General features: G+C 40.7%; 24 protein-coding genes, 2 pseudogenes and 1 riboswitch. Of the genes and pseudogenes, 23 read left to right on the top strand and 3 right to left on the bottom strand.

Annotated features, from left to right (window positions below; translation table 11 throughout):
• Window positions 1-55 precede the first annotated feature (55 nt).
• Window positions 56-189: riboswitch (cyclic di-AMP (ydaO/yuaA leader) on the top strand.
• A 79-nt stretch (window positions 190-268) separates the two neighbouring features.
• From WAX46_RS04685 to WAX46_RS04670, 4 genes are all read left to right on the top strand, one after another.
• Complete coding sequence (locus tag WAX46_RS04685; protein WP_226566618.1) at window positions 269-1,513, top strand: dicarboxylate/amino acid:cation symporter; 1,245 nt, start codon at window positions 269-271, stop codon at window positions 1,511-1,513.
• Window positions 1,514-1,639: 126 nt separating this feature from the next.
• Window positions 1,640-2,566: an ABC transporter ATP-binding protein gene (locus WAX46_RS04680; protein ID WP_226566619.1), complete on the top strand. Its 927-nt coding sequence runs from the start codon at window positions 1,640-1,642 to the stop codon at window positions 2,564-2,566.
• Window positions 2,544-3,311 carry an ABC transporter permease gene (locus WAX46_RS04675; RefSeq protein WP_226566620.1) on the top strand — a complete coding sequence of 256 codons (768 nt, stop codon included), beginning with the start codon at window positions 2,544-2,546 and terminating at the stop codon, window positions 3,309-3,311. The genes WAX46_RS04680 and WAX46_RS04675 overlap by 23 nt, the downstream gene beginning before the upstream one ends.
• 116 nt (window positions 3,312-3,427) lie before the next feature.
• Window positions 3,428-3,763, top strand: coding sequence for a hypothetical protein (locus WAX46_RS04670; protein WP_226566621.1), 336 nt, complete (start codon window positions 3,428-3,430; stop codon window positions 3,761-3,763).
• 80 nt (window positions 3,764-3,843) lie between these two features.
• On the opposite strand, the gene fbpB is transcribed toward WAX46_RS04670, so the two are convergent.
• Together fbpB and WAX46_RS04660 are read right to left on the bottom strand one after the other, a co-directional pair.
• A complete protein-coding gene (fbpB, locus tag WAX46_RS04665) occupies window positions 3,844-3,978 on the bottom strand; it encodes a Fur-regulated basic protein FbpB (protein ID WP_226566664.1) in 135 nt (44 codons plus the stop codon).
• A 365-nt stretch (window positions 3,979-4,343) separates the two neighbouring features.
• The gene (locus WAX46_RS04660) at window positions 4,344-4,664 is read right to left on the bottom strand and encodes a thioredoxin family protein (protein WP_226566622.1); all 321 of its coding nucleotides are present in this window, start codon (window positions 4,662-4,664) and stop codon (window positions 4,344-4,346) included.
• A 182-nt stretch (window positions 4,665-4,846) separates the two neighbouring features.
• On the opposite strand from WAX46_RS04660, the gene WAX46_RS04655 reads away from it, so the two are divergent.
• The 6 genes and pseudogenes from WAX46_RS04655 to WAX46_RS04630 all read left to right on the top strand — a co-directional run bounded on the left by WAX46_RS04655 (window position 4,847) and on the right by WAX46_RS04630 (window position 12,137).
• A complete protein-coding gene (locus tag WAX46_RS04655) occupies window positions 4,847-5,929 on the top strand; it encodes a D-alanine--D-alanine ligase (protein ID WP_336493425.1) in 1,083 nt (360 codons plus the stop codon).
• A gap of 81 nt (window positions 5,930-6,010) precedes the next feature.
• Complete coding sequence (locus tag WAX46_RS04650; protein WP_226566624.1) at window positions 6,011-7,375, top strand: UDP-N-acetylmuramoyl-tripeptide--D-alanyl-D-alanine ligase; 1,365 nt, start codon at window positions 6,011-6,013, stop codon at window positions 7,373-7,375.
• Between the two features lie 30 nt (window positions 7,376-7,405).
• A pseudogene (locus WAX46_RS04645) lies at window positions 7,406-7,972 on the top strand (alpha/beta hydrolase).
• Window positions 7,973-8,544: 572 nt separating this feature from the next.
• Window positions 8,545-10,041, top strand: a complete 1,497-nt coding sequence (gene cshA / locus WAX46_RS04640; protein ID WP_336493424.1) for a degradosome RNA helicase CshA — start codon at window positions 8,545-8,547, stop codon at window positions 10,039-10,041.
• Window positions 10,042-10,165: 124 nt separating this feature from the next.
• Window positions 10,166-10,645 (top strand): PH domain-containing protein, encoded by a 480-nt coding sequence (locus tag WAX46_RS04635; protein ID WP_226566626.1) that lies wholly within the window; start codon window positions 10,166-10,168, stop codon window positions 10,643-10,645.
• The gene (locus tag WAX46_RS04630; RefSeq protein ID WP_336493423.1) at window positions 10,635-12,137 is read left to right on the top strand and encodes a PH domain-containing protein; all 1,503 of its coding nucleotides are present in this window, start codon (window positions 10,635-10,637) and stop codon (window positions 12,135-12,137) included. The genes WAX46_RS04635 and WAX46_RS04630 overlap by 11 nt, the downstream gene beginning before the upstream one ends.
• 57 nt (window positions 12,138-12,194) lie before the next feature.
• On the opposite strand, the gene WAX46_RS04625 is transcribed toward WAX46_RS04630, so the two are convergent.
• Complete coding sequence (locus WAX46_RS04625; protein ID WP_226566628.1) at window positions 12,195-12,800, bottom strand: rhomboid family intramembrane serine protease; 606 nt, start codon at window positions 12,798-12,800, stop codon at window positions 12,195-12,197.
• Window positions 12,801-12,894: 94 nt separating this feature from the next.
• Between WAX46_RS04625 and acpS the strand changes: the two are divergent.
• The 13 genes and pseudogenes from acpS to WAX46_RS04560 all read left to right on the top strand — a co-directional run bounded on the left by acpS (window position 12,895) and on the right by WAX46_RS04560 (window position 21,648).
• A pseudogene (gene acpS / locus WAX46_RS04620) lies at window positions 12,895-13,257 on the top strand (holo-ACP synthase).
• A 160-nt stretch (window positions 13,258-13,417) separates the two neighbouring features.
• Complete coding sequence (locus tag WAX46_RS04615; protein WP_226566629.1) at window positions 13,418-14,434, top strand: outer membrane lipoprotein-sorting protein; 1,017 nt, start codon at window positions 13,418-13,420, stop codon at window positions 14,432-14,434.
• Window positions 14,435-14,573: 139 nt separating this feature from the next.
• Window positions 14,574-15,755: an alanine racemase gene (gene alr, locus WAX46_RS04610; protein ID WP_226566630.1), complete on the top strand. Its 1,182-nt coding sequence runs from the start codon at window positions 14,574-14,576 to the stop codon at window positions 15,753-15,755.
• 291 nt (window positions 15,756-16,046) lie between these two features.
• Window positions 16,047-16,325 (top strand): antitoxin endoai, encoded by a 279-nt coding sequence (locus tag WAX46_RS04605; protein WP_226566631.1) that lies wholly within the window; start codon window positions 16,047-16,049, stop codon window positions 16,323-16,325.
• A 4-nt stretch (window positions 16,326-16,329) separates the two neighbouring features.
• Window positions 16,330-16,680 (top strand): type II toxin-antitoxin system endoribonuclease NdoA, encoded by a 351-nt coding sequence (ndoA, locus tag WAX46_RS04600; protein ID WP_226566632.1) that lies wholly within the window; start codon window positions 16,330-16,332, stop codon window positions 16,678-16,680.
• A gap of 115 nt (window positions 16,681-16,795) precedes the next feature.
• Entirely contained in the window at window positions 16,796-17,671 is an 876-nt protein-coding gene (locus WAX46_RS04595) for an RsbT co-antagonist protein RsbRA (protein ID WP_264188597.1), read from the top strand.
• Complete coding sequence (gene rsbS, locus WAX46_RS04590; RefSeq protein ID WP_226566633.1) at window positions 17,631-17,999, top strand: RsbT antagonist protein RsbS; 369 nt, start codon at window positions 17,631-17,633, stop codon at window positions 17,997-17,999. Before WAX46_RS04595 ends, rsbS begins: the two co-directional genes overlap by 41 nt.
• Before the next feature lie 2 nt (window positions 18,000-18,001).
• On the top strand, window positions 18,002-18,403 hold the full coding sequence (locus WAX46_RS04585; protein ID WP_226566634.1) for an anti-sigma regulatory factor: 402 nt from the start codon (window positions 18,002-18,004) through the stop codon (window positions 18,401-18,403).
• Window positions 18,404-18,413: 10 nt separating this feature from the next.
• On the top strand, window positions 18,414-19,421 hold the full coding sequence (locus WAX46_RS04580) for a PP2C family protein-serine/threonine phosphatase (protein WP_226566635.1): 1,008 nt from the start codon (window positions 18,414-18,416) through the stop codon (window positions 19,419-19,421).
• 59 nt (window positions 19,422-19,480) lie between these two features.
• Entirely contained in the window at window positions 19,481-19,810 is a 330-nt protein-coding gene (locus WAX46_RS04575) for an anti-sigma factor antagonist (protein ID WP_226566636.1), read from the top strand.
• Window positions 19,807-20,295: an anti-sigma B factor RsbW gene (gene rsbW / locus WAX46_RS04570; protein ID WP_226566637.1), complete on the top strand. Its 489-nt coding sequence runs from the start codon at window positions 19,807-19,809 to the stop codon at window positions 20,293-20,295. The genes WAX46_RS04575 and rsbW overlap by 4 nt, the downstream gene beginning before the upstream one ends.
• Window positions 20,261-21,049 carry an RNA polymerase sigma factor SigB gene (gene sigB, locus WAX46_RS04565; protein WP_226566638.1) on the top strand — a complete coding sequence of 263 codons (789 nt, stop codon included), beginning with the start codon at window positions 20,261-20,263 and terminating at the stop codon, window positions 21,047-21,049. The genes rsbW and sigB overlap by 35 nt, the downstream gene beginning before the upstream one ends.
• On the top strand, window positions 21,049-21,648 hold the full coding sequence (locus tag WAX46_RS04560; protein ID WP_226566639.1) for a PP2C family serine/threonine-protein phosphatase: 600 nt from the start codon (window positions 21,049-21,051) through the stop codon (window positions 21,646-21,648). The genes sigB and WAX46_RS04560 overlap by 1 nt, the downstream gene beginning before the upstream one ends.
• The last annotated feature ends 56 nt before the right edge of the window (window positions 21,649-21,704 follow it).

Here is a 21,704-nt window from a genome sequence, read left to right as displayed (position 1 = left end):
ATTTGAACCTTTACAATTTTCAAAAAATAAGGTATAAATAGTATGAATATATCATAATAACCACACGCTTAATCCTTCTAAAGGAATGGGGGACCCACTATTTGGGGGTGAATTTTTCTATGAATAGAAAAAAGGACATCTCTTCGTCCTAACCCGTCAGCTAACCTCATCAGCGTGAAGAGAGTAAAAACGGTGGTACATGTAAGGACACGCAGGCCCACGAGAAAACTCTCCTCGTGGGTCTTTTTGACGAGGAAGGGGAGATTTTATGAAGCTGTCTACAAAAATTATTATTGCCCTTATTGTAGGTGCAATCACGGGACTTTTGCTTAACATTTTTGCTCCAAATGTATTCAAAGTGTTAGATCCTTATCTATTCACACCTCTAGGTCAAATCTTTTTAAATCTAATTAAAATGTTAGTTGTGCCAATCGTGTTCTTTTCCATCACACTTGGCGTGGCAGGGCTTGGTGATCCGAAAAAGCTTGGTCGAATCGGCGCGAAAAGCATCTTATATTTCCTACTTACAACAACGTTCGCTATTATCATTGCAATGTCTTTAGCATTATTAATTAAACCTGGTTCTTTTGGTACATTCGATACAAAGGGGGCAGAATACGAACCTCAAGAAGCACCATCTACGGTTGACACATTATTAAACATCATTCCATCAAATCCAGTCCAATCTCTAGTTGAAGGAAATATGTTACAAATTATTGTGTTCTGTGTATTCTTAGGTCTAGGTATTGCAGTATTAGGTAAAAAAACAGAGGGGTTACTAAAAATATTAAATCAAGGCAATGAACTCATGATGTACCTTGTGGGAGTTGTCATGAAATTTGCCCCATACGGAACTTTTGGCTTAATAGTAACTGCTATTGGGAGCCAAGGTCTTAATGCAATTAAAGCCATGGGACTGTACTTTTCAGTGGTTCTAGTAGCGCTATTTGTCCATTTCTTTCTCACATATGGTTCAACTTTGGCTTTATTTGCAAAACGAAATCCTTTTACATTCTTTAAAGATTTTTCACCTGCGATGGTCGTGGCATTTAGTACGTCAAGCAGTAGTGCAGTTCTTCCGGTTTCAATGGAAACAGCTCAGAAGAAGCTTAAAGTACCAGAGCCTATTTCTAGCTTTGTGCAGCCATTAGGGGCCACGATCAATATGGATGGAACGGCAATTATGCAAGGAGTCGCAACGATCTTTATTGCACAAGTATTTGGTGTTGAATTGACGCTCTTGCAAATGGTAACAGTTGTTTTAACTGCCGTATTAGCAAGTATTGGGACAGCAGGTGTGCCTGGGGTTGGTTTGATTATGCTCGCAATGGTATTGGATTCTGTGGGGCTTCCTGTTGAAGGCATTGCGCTCATCCTTGGTATAGACCGCTTATTAGATATGGCAAGAACCGTTGTCAATATTACAGGTGACGCAGCATGTGCCGTCATTGTTTCTGAGACCGAGAAGAAACATGAGAAGGACACATCATCATCACCTAACCTATCGATGTAATAGGCAAGAAGGGCTGACTAGGTCAGCCTTTTTTTCATGGAGCTCCTTGTCTTGCGTGATATACTCTTAACAGAATGAGCGGCCTTAACTGCCGTCATAGGCTTTAAATCAGAAGGAGGAATCACTTTGCAGTCTGCTGTTCTAAAAGTAGAGAAAGTCGATAAAGAAATTGGTCGGCATATGATTTTGCAAGATATTTCTATGGAAATTGGCCAAGGGGAGATTGTCGGTTTACTCGGACCGAATGGGTCGGGGAAAACTACCTTGATTAAATTAATTGTTGGCTTGATGAAAAAAAACAAAGGCCGGATCATGATCAATGGATATTCTCAAGATGATGAATGTCAAAAATCGATGGCATCTATTGGTGCTATCATAGAAAACCCTGAATTTTATTCGTATTTAACAGGATTTGAAAACCTTGAGTTGTATGCGGTCATGCATGATGGGATATCCGAGAAGCGCATTTGTGAAGTGGTGGAAAGACTTCGACTGGAGAACGCCATTCATCAGAAGGTCAAGACGTATTCATTAGGGATGAAACAAAAGCTTGGGATTGCACAAGCTATTTTACATCAACCAAACCTGCTTATATTAGATGAACCGCTAAATGGACTTGATCCCTCAGGAATGAAGGAATTTCGTGAGCATTTGCAAACGCTCGTACAAGAAGAAGGGACTTCTGTATTATTTGCCACACATCTATTGCACGAGGTAGAGGAGTTATGTGACCGCATGATCATTATTCAAAAAGGACAGATCAAAGCCGATGTAAATCTTCGGGGCATTGGTGGACAGGAGCAGGTGTTGATGAATATTCAACCTGTAGAAAAGGCAGCTTCATGGCTCGATGAACATGGATATACATATGAACAAAATGGGCAGCGTGTGATGCTTCAACTGAACAAAGACCGTGTGCCAGAGCTTAACAAACAGCTTGTGTTGGCAGGGTTTGATGTACTTGAAATGACGCCTCAAAAACGATCAATTGAAGAGGCCTTTATGAAATGGACGGAAGGCGGGACAGCAGATGCTTCAACTCATCAAGAATGAGCATAGAAAAATCATGAGACAAAAAATCACACTCATTGCACTTGGATTGATCGTTGTCTTTCAAATGACGATGGTTTTAGTGATGAAACGAGTCATATCCAATCTTGGTGGACAGGACACTGTCGCGAACTATTTTGCCTACTCCACGAATGTGGTGCTTATTTTACAAGTACTTGCTGTCGTTATTGGGGCAACACTGATCTCAACAGAGTTTCAAAAAAGAACGATTTTGTTTTTATTGATCCGGCCAAAGACAAGACTGCATATTTTCCTGTCAAAATACATAACACTTGTGCTGACAGTCACATACCTGTTTCTTTATTATTATGTGTTATCCTTTCTTTTTGGTCTTATTTTTTTTGGTACTGAATTTGATGCAGGAACTGAACGGTTATTCCTCCTTACGTTTGCAGTCATCGGATCTCAGTGGGTGGAAGTAATCATGATGGCCAGCTTTGCGTTGATGTGTTCTAGTTTGTTTAGGAACAGCATGATCGCACTCGTCACTTCATTTTTTGTGTTGTATGCGGCTAAATCGATCGTACCCATCATGTCACTCTTAGAAATTCAGTGGGGGAAAATCCTGCTTTTTGCTAATACGGATTTCTGGCAATACAGCTTCCAAGGACCGCCACCCTTTAATGGAATGAGTCCTATGTTATCTCTATTGATTGTAGGAGCACATTTTGTATTCTTTGTTGGCACTGCTTGGTTCCTTTTTTGGAAGCGTGACGTAAATGTGTGAAAATTAAGTAAAATAACAAGAAAAATTCGTGGCAACTTTGTGAAAATCAGTCTGGATATCACGATAAACGGCTGATTTTGTTTTATAATAGGAGGAGTCATGGAGGTGGCACTATCTTGAAAAATTTCATTACAGCTTTACCAATTTTGTTGCTGCTGTCGTTTTCGTTCGTGTCTTTTGCCTTCCAATTTGATCATCTTGTTTATTTCAGACTAGCGCTAGGGATCTTTTCATTAGCCGGTCTTTTCTTTCTCTATACACTTAAAAGAAATTTGAAATGGTTCATGGTCTATTTATATGTGAGCTGGATCATTCTTGCTGCGGTCACAACATTTGAGGAGCCTGTGTTTTCTCAATTTTTCTTCGGTGGTTTAACGATGACAATGGGTTATCTTACGTATATGCTCATTTACTTAGGAATGAAGCAAGACCGTGTAGCGAAATCACATTAAAACAAAAGCCGATAAAATGGAATAGCAGATTTTATCGGCTTTTCACGGTTGAGGCAGACAAATGCCTGGCTACTTTGTGTTTATGATTCACGTCCAGTAGCCGCAAGCTGCTTCTGATGCTTTTTGTCGATGGTTTCATATATACTCTCCATCATTTTAGGATCACGCAGGATCGTCTTCTTGTTTTCCTCAATCAATTGCTGGTATGTTTTGATTTTTTTTTAGACATGTGAATCATCGCTCCTTTATCAGAATGGGTATCTATAATAATTTCACTCGGATGAAATTAATAATCATTTTCAATTAGCGACTCCATTATACAAAGTCAAATGTCAGAAGTAAAGATTCGATTTAGAAAATTCAAACAACTGACATATTCACTTCCATATCGACGATAAATTCTTTCCCAGGAAATAATTCGCTGTCAATTCTTGTCGTGAAATCAGATAAAACATTCTTTTTTCGTTGAAACGTTTTGGCCTCACATATCGTCTTATGTAGAGATTTGATTATAGAGGACCTAGAAGAAGAGATGAAAAAAACACCAGCAAGAGTTTGCTGATGTCCTTCATTCAACCAATTATGAAACGTGTTTTTGAAGAAACTCTGTCACTTCTTCAGGTGATTTTGCATTCGCACTGTGTAAGTGCGCTGTTTTTTCACCATTTTTGAAAATTAACAGGCTTGGAATACCCATCACCTGATACGTTTCCGCTAATTCAGGGAAGTCATCCTTGTTTATCTCAACCCATTCATACTGAGCATAAAACTCTATAATGTCTGGAATGAACATGTCCATTCTCGTACAATCAGGACACCATGTCGCAAAGAATTTAATGAGGACTTCTTTGTCTGATTGAATGATTTCATTGAATTGTTTAGTACTTGTGATTTTTTTCAATTTGTCACAACTCCTTTTCAATGTCATTTTAATATAAAATAAAGGCAATTGACATACAAAGCTTGGGGGGCTGACAACCTTTACAAATCACTTCGATTCCATGACAACAAAAAATTAATTAGAGCATTTTCACTTGAAAGTGATAAGATAGTAAAGATGAATTTTAGTGGGGGGAGTATCCATTGAAAATAAGTTTAGGATTGGTTTACGGCGGAAAGTCAGCCGAACATAATGTATCACTGCAAACAGCCCTTGCAGTTACAAAAGCACTGAATACTGAGAAGTTTGATATACATCCAATTTATATTACAGAAGAGGGCGAATGGCTAAGAGGAGAAAAACTCACTGAACCAGTCTCAAACGTCAAAATGCTTCAATTTGAACAAAATGCAAAGACGTTTTTACCAACTTCATTAAATGAGAGCATGTTTCCACAGCCTTCATCAGCAGATGAGAAGATTGATGTCGTCTTTCCATTACTGCACGGCCCAAATGGTGAAGATGGAACAATGCAAGGATTACTTGAACTATTAAATATCCCGTATGTCGGCAACGGCGTTCTCGCTTCTGCTGCAGGTATGGATAAAGTCATGATGAAAGATGTTTTTGCTCAAGCAGGTCTTGCACAAGCAAAACACCTTTCCTTCAATAAAAAAGACTATGAGAAAACAAAAGCAGACAGCTTAGAGCAGGTGGCACAAGTACTTGGCTACCCTTGCTTTGTGAAACCTGCCAACATGGGATCAAGTGTTGGGATTACTAAATGTCGCAGCACAGAAGAGCTTCAGGCCGCATTTGATTTAGCCTTTCAATATGATCGTCGTGTTGTCGTGGAAGAAGGCGTCATTGGAAGAGAAATCGAAATTGGTGTATTAGGAAATGATGATCCGAAATGCTCTGTTGTTGGTGAAATTGCACCTAAAACAGATTTTTATGATTACAAAGCAAAATATGAAGATGGCGATACAGATTTGATCATTCCTGCGAGTGTTTCAGAGGATGAATACAAGACGATTCAAGATATGGCGATTAAAGCATTTAAAGCCATTGATGGATCTGGTCTTGTGCGTGCAGACTTTTTCCTCACAGAGGAAGGTACAGTGCTAATTAATGAAGTGAATACAATGCCTGGATTCACACCATTCAGTATGTTCCCGCTCCTTTGGAAACATACTGGTGTAGAGTATCCTGAGTTGATTGAAAAGCTGGTGTCACTTGCCGTTGAACGCCATCAAGAAAAACAAACCATTAAAACAACTTTTTAATCAGAGCAACAAGCAGACACTATCCAACAGGTAGTGTCTCTTTTCCTTCAAACGTGTAATAAGAAAGAGAGGCGAAAAATCATGATCAAACGTACAGTGAAACAAATCTCCCAAATGGCTGGTGGAACATTATCTAATCAAGCTTTTGGGGAAGAGCAGATTCACGGAGTCACCACAGATACAAGACAAGTCTCAAAAGGCGCACTGTTTATCCCGCTTATTGGAGAACATTTTAACGGTCATACATTTGCTTCAAAAGCAGTGGAGCTTGGGGCCGCAGCTGTTCTTTGGAATCAAAAAGAAACCAATCCACCCGAAGGTGTTCCAGTCATTCTTGTAGAGGATACACTGACTGCACTTCAACAACTGTCTAAATCCTACTTAATAGAGGAAAATCCTCGTGTTGTAGGTATTACAGGAAGTAATGGGAAAACAACAACGAAAGACATGATTCATTCTGTATTACAAACTGCATATCAAGCCCATAAAACAGTTGGCAATTTTAATAATCACATCGGCCTTCCTCTCACTATTCTTGCGATGCCCGAAGGAACAGAAATCGCTGTTTTGGAGATGGGCATGAGTGCAAAAGGAGAGATCGAGTTTTTATCAAATCTTGCTGAACCTAATGCAGCGGTTATCACCAATATTGGAGAATCTCATATGCAAGACCTAGGATCAAGAGAAGCCATCGCAGATGCAAAATGTGAGATCACAAAAGGGTTAAAAGAGGATGGCATCTTTTATTACTTAGGAGATGAGCCCCTGCTTCGCGAAAGAGCGAATACACTGACACACAAAGTAAAGACTTTTGGAGAAGCAGAGGACTGTGATATCAAGGTAACTCACATCAACCAGCTTGCAGAAGGAACTAAATTTCAAGTGGAAGGATATGCCCAGGCGTTTCTCATTCCTGTATTAGGGAAACATAATGTGAAGAATGCGCTTGCCGCTATTGCCATTGGCGAGCACTTTGGGCTGACTGAAAGACATATAGCCCAAGGACTGATGCAAACGAAATTGACAGGGATGCGTCTTGAGCTTTTTAAAACAGATCAAGGAATTACGGTGATAAACGATGCGTACAATGCGAGTCCTACATCCATGAAAGCGGCGATTGACCTTGTAGGGGATATGGACGGCTTTGCAAATCGTATTCTAGTACTCGGAGATATGTTGGAGATGGGTAGCGAAGAAGAAACATATCATTATGAATTAGGTCAGTACATCAAGCCTGATTTTATCGACCATGTTTTAACGTATGGACGTCTAGGTGCATTCATTGCTGAAGGAGCAAAAAAAGCATTTGGAGACGCGCGTGTGTGCTCTTATATGGACAAAGAAGACTTGAAGAAAAAACTAGCTGCAGTGGCAGAGCCTAATGATGTGGTTCTAGTCAAAGCTTCCCGTGGCATGAGATTGGAAGAAGTCATTCCTGTACTATAAAAGAGTTCGGCAAAGAAGGTGATACAGAATATGATTGGCTGTCTATGTATTCACGTTTTTATAGGTGTCCCTTATAAAGTAGAACCACTGGCGCAGTATTTAAAGGAGGACGACAGATTGGATTTTGCATTCTGTCACGCTTCCGGGTCATGGTGAGGAGCTTCAGCTAAAAGGTATCTCTATCAAGAGTGGATCTCGACAGCTAAACTAGAAATCCTTTCCCTCTATCAACATGTGACACCATTTACTTGGTCGGCTTTTCAATGGGCGGGGTGATTGCCTCTTACTTAGCTATCTTATTGCCGCCTTGTTCTTTTAAGTGCAGCGGCCAAATATGTGAACCGAAAACAAATGATTCAAGACACAAGAGTCCTTTTTAGGCTTTGTATGATCGGTATCGTCATAAGCTATCGAGTACGCCGCTATCAGCTGCTGTCCTTGAGAAGCTTCATATACCGGTCTTAATCGTTTCAAGGTGAAAGCGATGGGATTATTCCCGCCCCTAGTGCAGAATTTATAATCCCGTCTCGTCAGAAAGAAAAGTTGTATTTGGGTGATTGTAAACATCATGTCTGTCATGAGCCCTGTGCACAGTAATTGTTTGAGAAGGTAGAACCATTTTTTTAAAAGCAATTTAGTATATAGAAAAGTAGAATGTGGTTAAACTAATATAAATCGAACCCCGCTTGTTAAAATCTGCAACAATTTTGTCGAATGAGTGACAGGCCTATGTTACAATAGGGAAGAAAAGTTGGTCGATTCGGTTGTTTCAATATGATGGTAAAACCTTTATCTCCAGTCTAATTCCAGCAATGGGGAATTATCGGAAGGATCCTTATTTCAATATCGTCAGGACGGGAATATTTTAACGAGCCATATCAAGGCGGCAGTATGAGAAGCGGGTCTTGCGAATATTGGATAACGGAAAGATCAAATGGTTAGAAAAGTGGAAATGGATGGATTGAGATTAGAGCGAAGGTGAATCTGTCATTGTGGAGCAGTAGATATATCCATTTCTGTCTTGTTGAAAAACAAATAGTGTAATGGTAAGATATAATGTAGGGTAATTCGGGCTTTGTATATAATGGACCTGTCCTTTCAGAAAAGGGCAGTTTTTAATGATCATTCACGAGATTACTGAAACAGCAATTAGAAGGAGTTTGAATAAATTGACTATAACGTTTCAAGATTTTCAATTAAGCGAAAGTCTCATGAAGTCTATTAACCGCATGGGATTTGAAGAAGCAACACCGATTCAAGCAGAAACGATTCCTCTCGGTCTTCAAAATAAAGATGTCATCGGACAAGCACAAACAGGAACAGGAAAAACCGCAGCATTTGGTATTCCTCTGGTTGAAAAAATCGACCCAGCGTCTCCTAATATCCAAGCGATTATCATTGCGCCAACAAGAGAATTAGCTATTCAAGTATCCGAAGAGCTATATAAAATCGGCCAAGACAAGCGTGCACGTGTACTTCCGATTTACGGTGGACAAGATATCTGCCGCCAAATCCGTTCGCTCAAGAAAAATCCTCATATCATCGTAGGAACTCCAGGACGTTTACTCGATCACATTAACCGTCGTACAATGCGTCTTCAAAATGTTGAAACCGTTGTGCTTGATGAAGCAGACGAAATGCTAAACATGGGTTTTATCGAAGATATTGAAGCGATCCTTTCAAATGTACCAAGTGAACACCAAACACTTTTATTCTCTGCGACAATGCCTGCACCAATTAAGCGCATTGCAGAGCGTTTCATGACAAACCCAGAACATGTAAAAGTAAAAGCGAAAGAAATGACAGTATCTAACATCCAACAGTTCTACTTGGATATCCACGAACGTAAAAAGTTTGATACATTGACACGTCTTCTTGACATTCAATCACCAGAGCTTTCAATTGTATTCGGCCGTACCAAGCGCCGTGTTGACGAATTGACAGAAGCACTTAACCTTAGAGGCTACACAGCTGAAGGAATTCATGGTGACCTGACTCAGGCGAAACGTATGGTTGCTCTTCGTAAATTCAAAGAAGGTTCTATCGATGTACTAGTGGCAACAGACGTTGCAGCACGTGGACTAGATATCTCAGGCGTTACACACGTGTATAACTTCGACGTGCCACAGGATCCAGAAAGCTACGTACATCGTATTGGACGTACAGGCCGTGCTGGACGTACAGGAATGGCAATGACATTTATCACACCACGTGAAAAAGATATGCTTCGTGCAATTGAGCAAACGACTAAACGTAAAATGGATCGTATGAAAGAGCCAACGTTAGACGAGGCAATTGAAGGACAACAGCAAGTAACGGTTGACCGTCTACGCACAATCATTAGTGAAAACAACTTAAACTTCTACATGACAGCGGCTGCTGAATTGCTAGAAGATCATGATTCTGTCACAGTGGTGGCGGCTGCCATCAAAATGATGACAAAAGAACCAGATGCAACGCCTGTTCGTTTAACAGATGAAGCACCAATGATTTCAAAACGTCATCGTAACAACCGTAGCTCTTCTAAACGTAGAGACGGCGGTGGTGGAGGTTACCGTGGAAAAGGTAAGAACAGCCGTTCATCTTACGGTGATAAAAAGCGTTCTTCAAATGACCGCAATCGTTCTTCTAACGATCGTCGTCAAAAGAAATCTTATAACAACTAACATACAAAAGCGAATCCTTTGCAGGGTTCGCTTTTTTAACAGGTTTATCTAACAGGTTTATTGAAACTTTTTAGGCTTTGTTTCGTAATATATTGATAGAAAAGTAAGAGAATGGGGGAAGAATGTGAGAAAACAGCCGCAACGTCAAATTAGTTTAAATGGATTAAAGGTATGGCGCCTTCAAAATGGAATTATCTCATTGATATTCTTACTCATCATGATTGGGGTGTTTTTTGCTAGTTATTATTTCCACTGGCCATATTGGATTGGTGTCATCCTTATTGGAGTGTGGATATTACAGGTCATTTTCGGAATCTGGATCATACCGAAAATTCGTCATCACATCTGGCGCTATGAAGTATTCGAAAATGAAATTGAAATACAGCATGGGCTGATTCGTGTCACACGTGTGATTGTGCCAATGGTTCGTGTCCAGCACGTCGATACATCGCAAGGACCGCTTTTAAGACGCTACCGTTTGGCATCTGTTCAAATCTCTACTGCTGCTACAGTTCACGATATTCCAGCACTAGAATTAGAAGAGGCAGATGAGCTTTGTGATTACATATCTCGTTTAGCAAGGGTGACTGAAGATGATGTCTGAACCAAAACGTGTACATCCTATCTCGATGTTCATTGATTTTATATCAGATGCCGTATCCATGATCAAAAACTTCATTATCCCTTTTTTCGTGCTTATTTTTGTAAACTCGAATTCGAGTATTCGCTTTTATGCATTTATCATTCTTGGTGCGCTCCTTTTATGGAGAGCTGTTTTAACCCTTTTAGAGTGGAGACGATTTACTTACCGAATGGAAGACGATGAATTTCGAGTGGAATCAGGTGTTATCACGAAAAAGAAAAAATATATATCGTTAGAACGAATTCAAACGGTCAATACAAGTGAAGGCATCTTTCAGCGGATTTTCGGTTTAATGCGAGTTCAAATTGAAACGGCAGGCGGGACGGATGGTCCAGAAGTGAGCCTGACGGCGATTACAAAAGCGGAAGCAGAACAATTGAAAGAGTCGATTTTTAACCGGAAGAAAAGCTTGCAGCAAGAAGGAGAGGCAGCAGATGAAAATAGTGATGTACCGCATGATCATCTGACTTCGCATAAACCTGTGGAGGGAGAAGTGAATGTTTCCTATCTTATGGGTGTGCCAGAGCTTCTTTTGGCGGCTACGACTTCCAGCGGAATCGGTGTGATTATTTCGGGTTGTCTCGCTATCTACACACAAATAGATGAACTTCTTCCTTTGGACGGGTTCGCGAAGCAATTCTCCTTTTTAAGTCATGCGAGTATTGAAATTTACGCCATTCTCATTTTTCTGGTGGTATTGATTGCGTGGCTACTCAGTATTGGGTTGACAGCGCTCCAATATGCGAATTTTGCTGCAAAACGAAAAGGGAATGACATCATCATTACAAGAGGACTCATTGAGAGGCATCAAATGACCATTCCGCTTGGGAGAATTCAAGCAGTGAAAATCAAAGAAAACATTCTCCGTGAACCTTTTGGTTTTGCGACGGTGATGCTTGTTAGTGCAGGAGGCTCTATTACAGATAAAGAAACCTCTTCTGTCTTATTTCCACTGATACGGAAGAAAAACATCAATGAATTGTTATCTCAATTTACAGATCAATATCATCTAAAACCAGAAGCAGAGCTGAAAAAGGTCCCCAAGCGTTCGCTCAAACGCTACCTGATCTCATATGGATTTGTTCCATTACTCGTAGGTGTGATTCTGTCAGTACGCTTTCCGCCATGGGGTTATTTGGCGCTGATTCCATTACCATTTGCCTTGTTCTTTGGGTATTTAGCCTATAAGCAATCAGGGTATGTGATCAAAGATCAATTGATTCAGTTAACGACAAGAGGCATCGGCAAAACCACCGGAATTGTATTGAGAAAACGAATGCAAAACTATACGATAACCCAATCTTACTTCCAGAAGAAAGGCCGAGTGGCGAGTATTCACACCTTTGTGAAATCCTCTGCACTGCTTGATTCCTTTGGTGTACATCATCTTGAAGAAGAAGATGCTGCACGTATATTTGATTGGTATTCCTATGAAACAAACAAATCTTCTTAAAACGAAAAAATGTCGATCAGCTTCCCATCAAAAGGAGTGATCGACATTTTTATGAGATTAATAGCGTCTCTTTTTGGAATGGAAGAATAGGGTGATTGGGGCTAGAATCATGCCGCCAATTAATCCAAATAAGTGAGCCATGATGTTAATGTTCGAATTGACGAACGTCATGATGACAGAGACACCTAGAATCGTTAAGATGACCTGAGAATTGCCGCGGTCCATCATGTGAGGTTTAAACAGGACAAGATACAGATAAACGCCAAACAAACCAAATATGGCGCCAGAAGCTCCGACATGTACATATTCTAAAGGCTCAACCCAATAGGTTCCGAGATTACCAATGAACCCTGCACCAAGATAAATAATCAGAAACCGAACCTTACCAACCAAATATTCAAGTGCTGGAGCAAATAGGAACAGTGACATTGAATTGAACAAAATGTGCGTCAGACTCCCGTGGAGAAAAATAGGGGTAATGAGCCGCCACCATTCTCCTTCTGCTACACCATAATTGAAACCGACAAGATGGTCTTGCCCAAGCTGTATAATAGGAATAGGTATAGCAAATAAAAGCCAAGAGCCTATTTGCAATACAAGGATCGCTGTTACGATTGGATACGATCTAATAAATTGTTGAAAGCTCTCCGTTCGAATAAACATAACAAACCCCTTTTGACTAGATAATGGTAAGTTTATAGTAACACGTTTATGAAGCGAACATCCAAAATAGTACGAGTATCATAGGAGGTACCTCATGATCATAGGAATTGGCATTGATATTGTAGAGATCGACCGGCTGTCACGAGTGCTCAGTAGAAAGTCTCGTTTCCAGAACGAATTCTGACTTTAAGTGAACAGGATGTGTTTCGCAAACTAAGTGAAAAGAGAAGTTGGAGTTTTAGCAGGACGCTTTGCGGCTAAGGAGGATTTCTCAAAAGCGTACGGTACGGGGATCGGTCAGTATTTAAGCTTTCATGACATAGAGATACAAAAAGACGATAACGGACAACCTTTCATCAAAAGCGAGAAAACGAAGGAAGACAAGGTTCATGTATCCTTTACACACACAAAGGAATATGCTTCTGCGCAAGTTTTAATTGAAAGGTTGTCAAGCTAGTCTGCATATTGTTTGTCCCTCCCTCATATATTGGGTAGTGCGATAAGGAAGGGCGAGTTGCTAACAGGCTTTGATGGTTCGCGGTACGCAGTTGACTCTTTAGGCGTACTGTTAAAGTCAAACAAGCGGTTTCTTCCTTTTAACACAATTAACGAAGGGGTTGAAAAGGGTGAGAAAAAGCTTTGTTTTGCTTGTAACGGGGATCCTTTTTGTACTGATTCTTTCCGCATGCGGTCAAAAATCCCAGCAGGATATCGTTGGAAACTTAAACAAAAAGGCAGAGGAAATGACATCATACAAAGCCAAAGCAAAAATGACCATTGAGACAGGAAATGATCCACAGGAGTACCAGGTAGAAATTTGGTACAAGAAGCCGGAGCTTTACCGTGTCTATTTAGAAAATCCACAAAAGGATCAGAGGCAAGTCATTTTAAGAAATGGTAATGGTGTGTTTGTGCTGACACCTTCATTGAACAAAAGTTTCCGATTCCATAGTGATTGGCCGAATAATAGCAGTCAGGTCTATTTGTTTGAATCACTAGTGAAAGACATTAAAAATGATAGTACAGCTCAGTTCAAAGCGAAAGAGTCAAAGTATATTTTCGAAACGAAAACCAATTATCAGCACAATCAAATGCTGCCTACTCAAGAGATTACCTTTCATAAAAAAACAATGGCGCCTGCCAGTGTGAAAGTACTGGATACCGACAAAAAGCCAATGGTGAAAGTAGAATTCTCTCACTTTGAATTCAATAAATCTTTTGACAAAGATGCATTTGATGAGAAGAAAAACATGACGCTCTCCCAAATGGATGTCACCACAAGTGCAGACCCATCTGATAGCTTTGCTATGAAAACACCAGTTGATATGCCAGAGGGCGTGAAGAAGATGGAAGAGAAAGAAATGACAACAGACGCTGGGAAACGATATGTGATTACGTATGGCGGGAAGAAATCCTTCACACTCATTCAGGAAAAAGCGCGAGTGGCAGAAGCGTCTACGCCTGTGACGATGAACGGGGAGCCAGTTGATCTTGGCATGACAGTTGGTGTTCTAACGGATCAATCTCTCTCATGGACATCTGACGGAGTCGACTATTTAATTTCCTCAAGTGATTTATCCAAGGAAGAACTCTTAATGGTCGCAAAAAGTGTAGAAGGACAGTCAGCCAAATAAATGAATATCTCATGGGAGGCCTTGAAAATGGAAAAATCAGCCCTGTGCAGGGCTGATTTTCTTTGATTCGTTTCACATTATTCTTGATTTTTAGTATCATAATGAAGGGATTGAATCATTCAATAGGGAAGTGTGACTGATGGACACAAATGCCTTTTATAGAGACACATGGGCAGAAATTGACTTAACAGCAATTAAGCATAATGTTTCACATATGAAAGACCATATCGGTCAAAAAGTTCAATTAATGGCTGTTGTGAAAGCCAATGCATATGGACATGGTGATATAGAAGTGGCAAGAGCTGCCCTCAGAACAGGTGCAGACTTGTTAGCCGTAGCCTTTTTAGATGAGGCCATTTCTTTAAGAAATAGAGGCATCAAAGCACCAATTCTTGTGCTCGGTGCAGTGCCGCCAGAGTATGTCAAAGTCGCCGTCAGATACAATGTGATCATAACCGCTTACTCCATCTATTGGCTGAGGGAAGTCGTCAAAGTAGTGAAAGAGCATATTGGACAACCTATTCGTTTCCACTTGAAAATTGATAGCGGAATGAATCGTTTAGGTGTTAAAACGTTAGAGCAAGTGAACGAAGTAAAAGAGCTAGCCATCAATCATTCTTATTTACAGCTGGAAGGTGTATTTACTCACTTTGCGACAGCGGATGAAAAGGATGAGGACTACTTTGATATGCAGGTAGACACCTTTAAAACATTGCTTCAGCCGCTTCATACGGACAAACTGCTCGTTCATTGTGCCAACAGTGCAGCGGGATTGCGGTTCAAAGAAGTCTTGTTTAATATGGTTCGGTTTGGGATCAGTATGTACGGGCTGTCACCGTCAGAGGAAATCAAAGATGAATTGCCTTTTAAACTGGAAGAAGCATTGTCTCTTCATACGAAGCTGGCGAATGTGAAGCTCATTCAAAAGGGTGAAAGTGTCAGCTATGGAGCGACCTATACAGCCAATCAGGATACATGGATTGGCACGGTTCCAGTTGGTTATGCAGACGGCTGGATCCGAAAGCTGGCGGGAACGGAAGTGCTAGTTGGTGGAAAGCGCCGGAAGATCGCCGGAAGGATATGTATGGATCAATTCATGGTTGAATTGAAAGAGGATGCTCCAGCAGGTGAGCCAGTTGTTCTTATTGGTGCACAAGGCGGAGAAAAGGTATCAGTTGATGAAGTGGCCAAAAGGCTAGATACCATTAATTATGAGGTCACATGCTCTATTGGTCACCGGGTCCCAAGAGTCTATATGGAAGACGGCAAAAGGGTTCATGTGCGCAATCCACTGCTTCAAGGCGGGCCAAGCTTTTTATAAGTGGTTTGTCGGAACGATGTCCAATACTGACATTGTTCTCTTTTATTCTACAGAGAAGGAATAAAGATTCTCCCTTTTTTAGAGATTTTGGAAATACCGTATGATTTTCGGAAAAAAGCGTATAATGGGAAAGAGAACTCCATTATCACCTTGATTTACGGGTGGCCGACTGCTTCATGTTTTAATAAGAAATCATGAAAAAACAGCTTTGCTTGTGCATTGATTAATGGTATGATTAGTCTTGGAATGGATCGAAACGGTATCCGTAAGTTTTGTGGAGGTGTATGTTTTTTGTCTGAATCCAGCGCAAACGAAATGAAGATTAGACTACCGGAGGCTTTAATGTCTGAAATCGAACGAGTAGCAGAGCAGGATAAGGTAACAAGAAATGAATTGATCTACCGAGCGACAAAAACGTATATTCGTGAACGTAATATTCGACAAAATCGTGAATCGATGAGACGCGGCTACATGGAGATGGCGAAAATTAATCTGAATATCTCTTCAGAGGCACAATACGCAGAATTTGAGGCTGAGAATACAGTTGAGCGATTAGTCAGCGGGGGTTAAACATTTGATTGTTAAACGCGGTGATGTTTACTTTGCTGATTTATCTCCTGTTGTTGGCTCTGAGCAGGGCGGGGTTCGCCCAGTATTGGTGATCCAAAATGACATTGGAAATCGCTTTAGCCCGACTGCTATCGTTGCAGCCATAACAGCCCAAATACAAAAAGCGAAATTACCCACTCACGTCGAAATTAATGCAAGGCGCTACGGCTTTGAACGAGATTCTGTCATTCTTTTGGAGCAGATTCGTACGATCGATAAACAAAGATTGACAGATAAAATCACACATCTTGATGATGAAATGATGGAGAAGGTAGATGAAGCCTTACAAGTTAGTTTGGCTCTTATTGATTTTTAATATGATGAGATTTGGTTGCTCTCTTGTGAGCAACTTTTTTTGTGTTCATTTTTTATTAACGCTATAATGAAGAGAGAATAAAAGTAGTGCTTTATAGGAACGTAGGGGGTAAATCATGTCGAATCATATCGTGTTAGCTTTCGCAAGAGAGCATCAAAAGGAATTAGAAAAAGAGTGGACGGACATTTTTAAACGACTCGGACAAGAAGAAACGGACATGATGCTAAACGACAAAATGTACGAAACCATCTCTGCGGAATATGTTCAGTTGATCATTACATCCCTTTCAGATAGGTATGCAGAGGATCTTGAAGAAAACGTGCAAACTCTTGCTTTAAAAATTGTTCAAATGGGTATGTCACTTAAGTTATTGGCAAATGGTCTAACGGAAATCCGAACCAACTTATATCAAAAAATGAACAATGATAAAGATACATCAGAAGAGAGTCATGACCTCATCTGGCAAATTGATCGTTTCATCACACCGATTCATCACGAGATATTGAATCAATATTCCATTTCATGGGAGAAAACTGTGAACCTTCAAAAAATTGCGCTGCAGGAACTTTCTGCACCGCTGATCCCGGTATTTGAGCACATCACCGTCATGCCACTAGTTGGAACAATTGATACAGAACGTGCGAAAAAAATTATGGAGAACCTGTTAAATGGTGTCGTGAAACATCGTTCACAGGTTGTCTTGATTGATATTACGGGTGTCCCTGTCGTTGATACTATGGTCGCACACCATATCATTCAAGCGTCCGAGGCTGTGAGATTAGTAGGTGCGAAGTGCTTGTTGGTCGGGATTCGTCCAGAAATCGCCCAAACCATCGTCAACCTCGGAATTGATTTATCTCAGGTTACAACAAAGAATACCCTTCAAAAAGGAATTCAAACGGCTTTAGAAATGACAAATCGAAAAATTGTTTCATTGGAGGGATCACCTAGTGAGAAATCACCCGAAGATTCCGATCTTAAAACTATATAACTGTCTTCTGGTTTCAATACAGTGGGAGCTTGATGACCAAACAGCTCTTCACTTTCAAGAAGACTTGCTGAACAAAATCCACGAAACAGGAGCAAATGGTGTTGTCATTGACCTAACGTCTGTTGATATGATTGATTCATTTATTGCAAAAGTATTAGGGGATGTCATCACGATGTCCAAGCTCATGGGGGCAAAGGTTGTATTAACAGGAATACAACCTGCAGTCGCTGTAACGCTCATAGAACTTGGTATATCGCTGGAAGAAATTCAGACAGCACTAGATCTTGAACAAGGGCTTGAGACACTGAAGCGGGAATTGGGGGAATAGATATGAAAGACCAATCCTGTGTAAAAATATTGACGGAATGGGACATAGTCGCCGCAAGACAATTAGGGCGAAATGTTGCAAAAGAGCTTGGTTTTGGAACAGTTGATCAAGCAAGAATTACGACGGTCATTTCAGAATTAGCTCGAAACATCTATTTATACGCTGGTAAGGGTCAGGTTTGTATAGAAGAAGTGATGGAGCGTGGAAAGCATGGACTCAAAGTCACCGCAGCCGATGAGGGGCCTGGCATTATAGATATACGCAAGGTCATGGAAGACGGATTTTCTACATCAGGCGGTCTCGGAGCAGGTCTTCCGGGAGTCAAAAGGCTGATGGATGATTTTACATTAGATTCTGCACCAGAACAAGGAACGGAGATACAAGCTGTCAAGTGGCTTCGCTAGGAGGGAAACTATGGACTTTAAGGAGGTAATGGAGCAGCGATATCATCAGCTGCTCAGTCGTTATATCAGTGATTTAACTGAAACATCGCTTTATCAAGCTCAAAAATTCAGCCGAAAAACCATTGAGCATCAAATACCTCCTGAAGAAATAGTGAGTGTTCACCGAAAAGTGATTCAGGAACTTTACCCTGATTTGCCGAAAGATGTCTTTCATTCACTAGACTTCTTAATTGAAGTCATGATCGGGTACGGACTAGCCTATCAAGAACATTTAACACTTAGAGGTATCCAGCAAGAAATAAAATCAGAAATTGAAATTGCTGCAAATGTTCAGCAAACCCTTCTGGAAACGAAAATTCCAGAAGGAGACACATTTGATCTCGGTGCAATTAGTGTGCCGGCCAAACAGATGAGTGGAGACTATTACCACTTTGTTGCTGATCACGATACGATCAATATCGCGATCGCAGATGTCATTGGAAAGGGAATTCCGGCTGCGCTCTGTATGTCGATGATTAAATATGCGATGGATTCCTTGCCTGAGTCAGGAAGCGGTCCAACAAAAGTGCTGAAAACCCTTAATCGTGTTGTCGAGCAAAACGTAGACCCAAGTATGTTTATCACCATGTTCTATGGCAGTTATAATACAGAAACGCATGAATTTAAATATGCATCGGCTGGTCATGAGCCGGGCTTTTTCTATTGCAAAAAAGAGAATCAACTTTACGATTTAAATGCGAAAGGACTTGTCCTTGGAATCGCACCAGAATTTGATTACAGGCAGTATGAGAAGCATTTGGACGTAGGAGATATGGTCATCTTATTCTCTGATGGTGTAACAGAATCCAAGTCAGAGGACGGCTTCTTAGATCGGGAAGATATCAAAGCGCTCATATCAGAGCACCTATCCTACTCAGCTCAGGAAATGGTGGATGCCATCTATGCGAGCTTACTCAAACTGCAAGACTTTCAGCTTCACGATGACTTTACTTTACTTGTTCTCAAAAGAAAAGTTTAGAAACTGAATATGCGGGTATGTAAAACTTTAGGAAACAAGAATTTCGAGGTGAATGCATAATGAATATGTCTGTAAAAGAGCATCAAATAGATCATAGGGCAAGAATTAGTGTCAGCGGGGAAATCGATGTGTACTCTGCTCCTGAGCTAAGAGAAACGCTTATGCCTAAAGCAGAGCAAGGGGAGCATCTTGAAATCTGTTTGAAGGATGTTTCTTATATGGATAGTACAGGTTTAGGTGTATTTGTTGGGCTGTTCAAAGCGGCTCAAAAAGCAGGTGGAACATTGAAGCTTAAGAACTTGTCGGAACGGCTGATAAGGTTGTTTGAAATTACTGGATTAAAGGACATTATTGACATTTCTGCAAAGTCAGAGGGTGGGGTACAATGAACGAATCAGTAGATCTAATCGAGATGAAAATACCGGCGAAACCAGAATACGTAGGCATCATTCGTCTGACCCTTTCAGGCGTAGCAAGCCGAATGGGTTATGCCTATGAAGAGATTGAGGACTTAAAAATTGCCGTCAGTGAGGCCTGTACAAATGCAGTTCAGCATGCCTACAAAGATGAAAATGGCGAGGATGGAGAGGTAGCAGTTCGCTTTCTTGTCTATGAGGATCGTATAGAAATCATTGTCGCTGATAAAGGCGGTAGCTTTGACTTTAAACAAAAGAAGGAAGACCTAGGGCCGTACACATCTGCTCATACGGTGGATCAATTGGCAGAAGGAGGTCTTGGTTTATATTTAATGCAAACATTAATGGATGAAGTCGAGGTGCAAGCAAACTCGGGAGTTACCGTGGTAATGACAAAGTTTTTAAACAGGGAGCGAGTTGACCATGACGCAACCATCCAAAACTATGAAACTAACTAAAGATGAAGTGGATCGCCTCATCCAAAGCTATCAAACCAATCAAGACGAGCAGGCGCAGCTTACGCTTGTCAAATGCTACACAAACCTCGTTGATATGCTGGCAAAGAAATATTCTAAAGGGAAAAGCTTTCATGAGGACCTTAGGCAAGTTGGAATGATTGGTTTACTCGGCGCAATTAAGCGATACGACCCGCTTGTCGGTAAATCATTTGAAGCCTTTGCGATTCCAACCATTATCGGGGAAATCAAACGCTTTCTACGTGACAAGACATGGAGTGTCCATGTACCAAGGCGGATTAAAGAGCTTGGACCGAGAATCAAAATGGCAGTCGATCATCTGACAACAGAAACACAAAAGTCACCTAAAGTACAAGAAATTGCAGATTATCTAGATGTGACAGAAGAAGAAGTACTTGAAACTATCGAGATGGGCAAAAGCTATCAAGCACTGTCTGTTGACCAAGGTGTAGAGGCTGATTCTGAAGGAAGTACCGTCACCATTTTAGACGTCGTCGGCTCACAGGAAGAAGGCTACGAACGCGTGAACCAAAAAATGATGCTTGAGAGTGTGCTTCATGTTCTGACTGATAGAGAAAAAGAGATTATCAACCTCACTTATCTGCAAAATAAAAGTCAGAAAGAAACAGGCGATTTACTCGGCATATCCCAAATGCATGTATCGAGACTGCAGCGGAAGGCAGTTAAAAAGTTACGAGATGCATTATCAGAAGATGCGTCTATGGAGCTAGGGTAATGAAGCAGATTGAAAAGCAGGAGCATGTGAATACTATAATCTATCAATCGAATAAAGAAGGGAAATCATGCTGCGGGGACAGTTTTTTTATTAAAGCAGATGATGCAGAACTAATTTGTGCTGTAGCAGACGGATTAGGCAGCGGCCAGTTCGCCAATGAATCATCTTCTTTAGTCAGCGAAATTGTCGAAGAATATGGACATGAGGATGTGACGACCCTCATCGACAGATGCAATCAGGCCATGAAAAATAAACGCGGGGCCACTGTTGCCATATTAAAGGTGAATTTTTTCCAGCAGCAATTTACCTATTGTTCGGTTGGTAATATCCGATTTATCTTGAATGCACCTTCTGGCGACTATATTTATCCACTTCCGACATCAGGATACTTATCAGGTAAACCTAGAAAATATAAAATATACACCTATTCCTACGAAAAAGGATCGACATTCATTATGTATTCAGACGGACTGAATGTGCCAAACATGCGAATGTGTTTAAAGCATAGCCATTCAGTGACAGACATCGCACAACAACTTGAAACGTATACACAAGAAAAGAAGGACGATCTCACCTATGTACTTGGTCAGCTCATATGAAATAGCTGACCTTTTTTCTATTTTGCCGGTTTTTTTGATACACTAAAAGAGAAGAC

The organism is Bacillus sp. FJAT-53060, from assembly GCF_037104745.1.
Taxonomy (GTDB): Bacteria; Bacillota; Bacilli; order Bacillales; family Bacillaceae; genus Bacillus; species Bacillus stratosphericus_B.
The sequence above is the reverse complement of the archived record's forward strand: the minus strand, read 5'-3'. Positions and strand labels throughout refer to the sequence as shown.

Coding starts and splice junctions, on each gene's coding strand:
- WAX46_RS04575 (WP_226566636.1), top strand. CDS start 19,481: ATGAATATGTCTGTAAAAGAGCATCAAATAGATCATAGGGCAAGAATT.
- WAX46_RS04685 (WP_226566618.1), top strand. CDS start 269: ATGAAGCTGTCTACAAAAATTATTATTGCCCTTATTGTAGGTGCAATC.
- WAX46_RS04560 (WP_226566639.1), top strand. CDS start 21,049: ATGAAGCAGATTGAAAAGCAGGAGCATGTGAATACTATAATCTATCAA.
- WAX46_RS04580 (WP_226566635.1), top strand. CDS start 18,414: ATGGACTTTAAGGAGGTAATGGAGCAGCGATATCATCAGCTGCTCAGT.
- WAX46_RS04595 (WP_264188597.1), top strand. CDS start 16,796: ATGTCGAATCATATCGTGTTAGCTTTCGCAAGAGAGCATCAAAAGGAA.
- WAX46_RS04625 (WP_226566628.1), bottom strand. CDS start 12,800: ATGTTTATTCGAACGGAGAGCTTTCAACAATTTATTAGATCGTATCCA.
- sigB (WP_226566638.1), top strand. CDS start 20,261: ATGACGCAACCATCCAAAACTATGAAACTAACTAAAGATGAAGTGGAT.
- alr (WP_226566630.1), top strand. CDS start 14,574: ATGGACACAAATGCCTTTTATAGAGACACATGGGCAGAAATTGACTTA.
- WAX46_RS04585 (WP_226566634.1), top strand. CDS start 18,002: ATGAAAGACCAATCCTGTGTAAAAATATTGACGGAATGGGACATAGTC.
- WAX46_RS04630 (WP_336493423.1), top strand. CDS start 10,635: ATGATGTCTGAACCAAAACGTGTACATCCTATCTCGATGTTCATTGAT.
- WAX46_RS04650 (WP_226566624.1), top strand. CDS start 6,011: ATGATCAAACGTACAGTGAAACAAATCTCCCAAATGGCTGGTGGAACA.
- WAX46_RS04675 (WP_226566620.1), top strand. CDS start 2,544: ATGCTTCAACTCATCAAGAATGAGCATAGAAAAATCATGAGACAAAAA.
- rsbW (WP_226566637.1), top strand. CDS start 19,807: ATGAACGAATCAGTAGATCTAATCGAGATGAAAATACCGGCGAAACCA.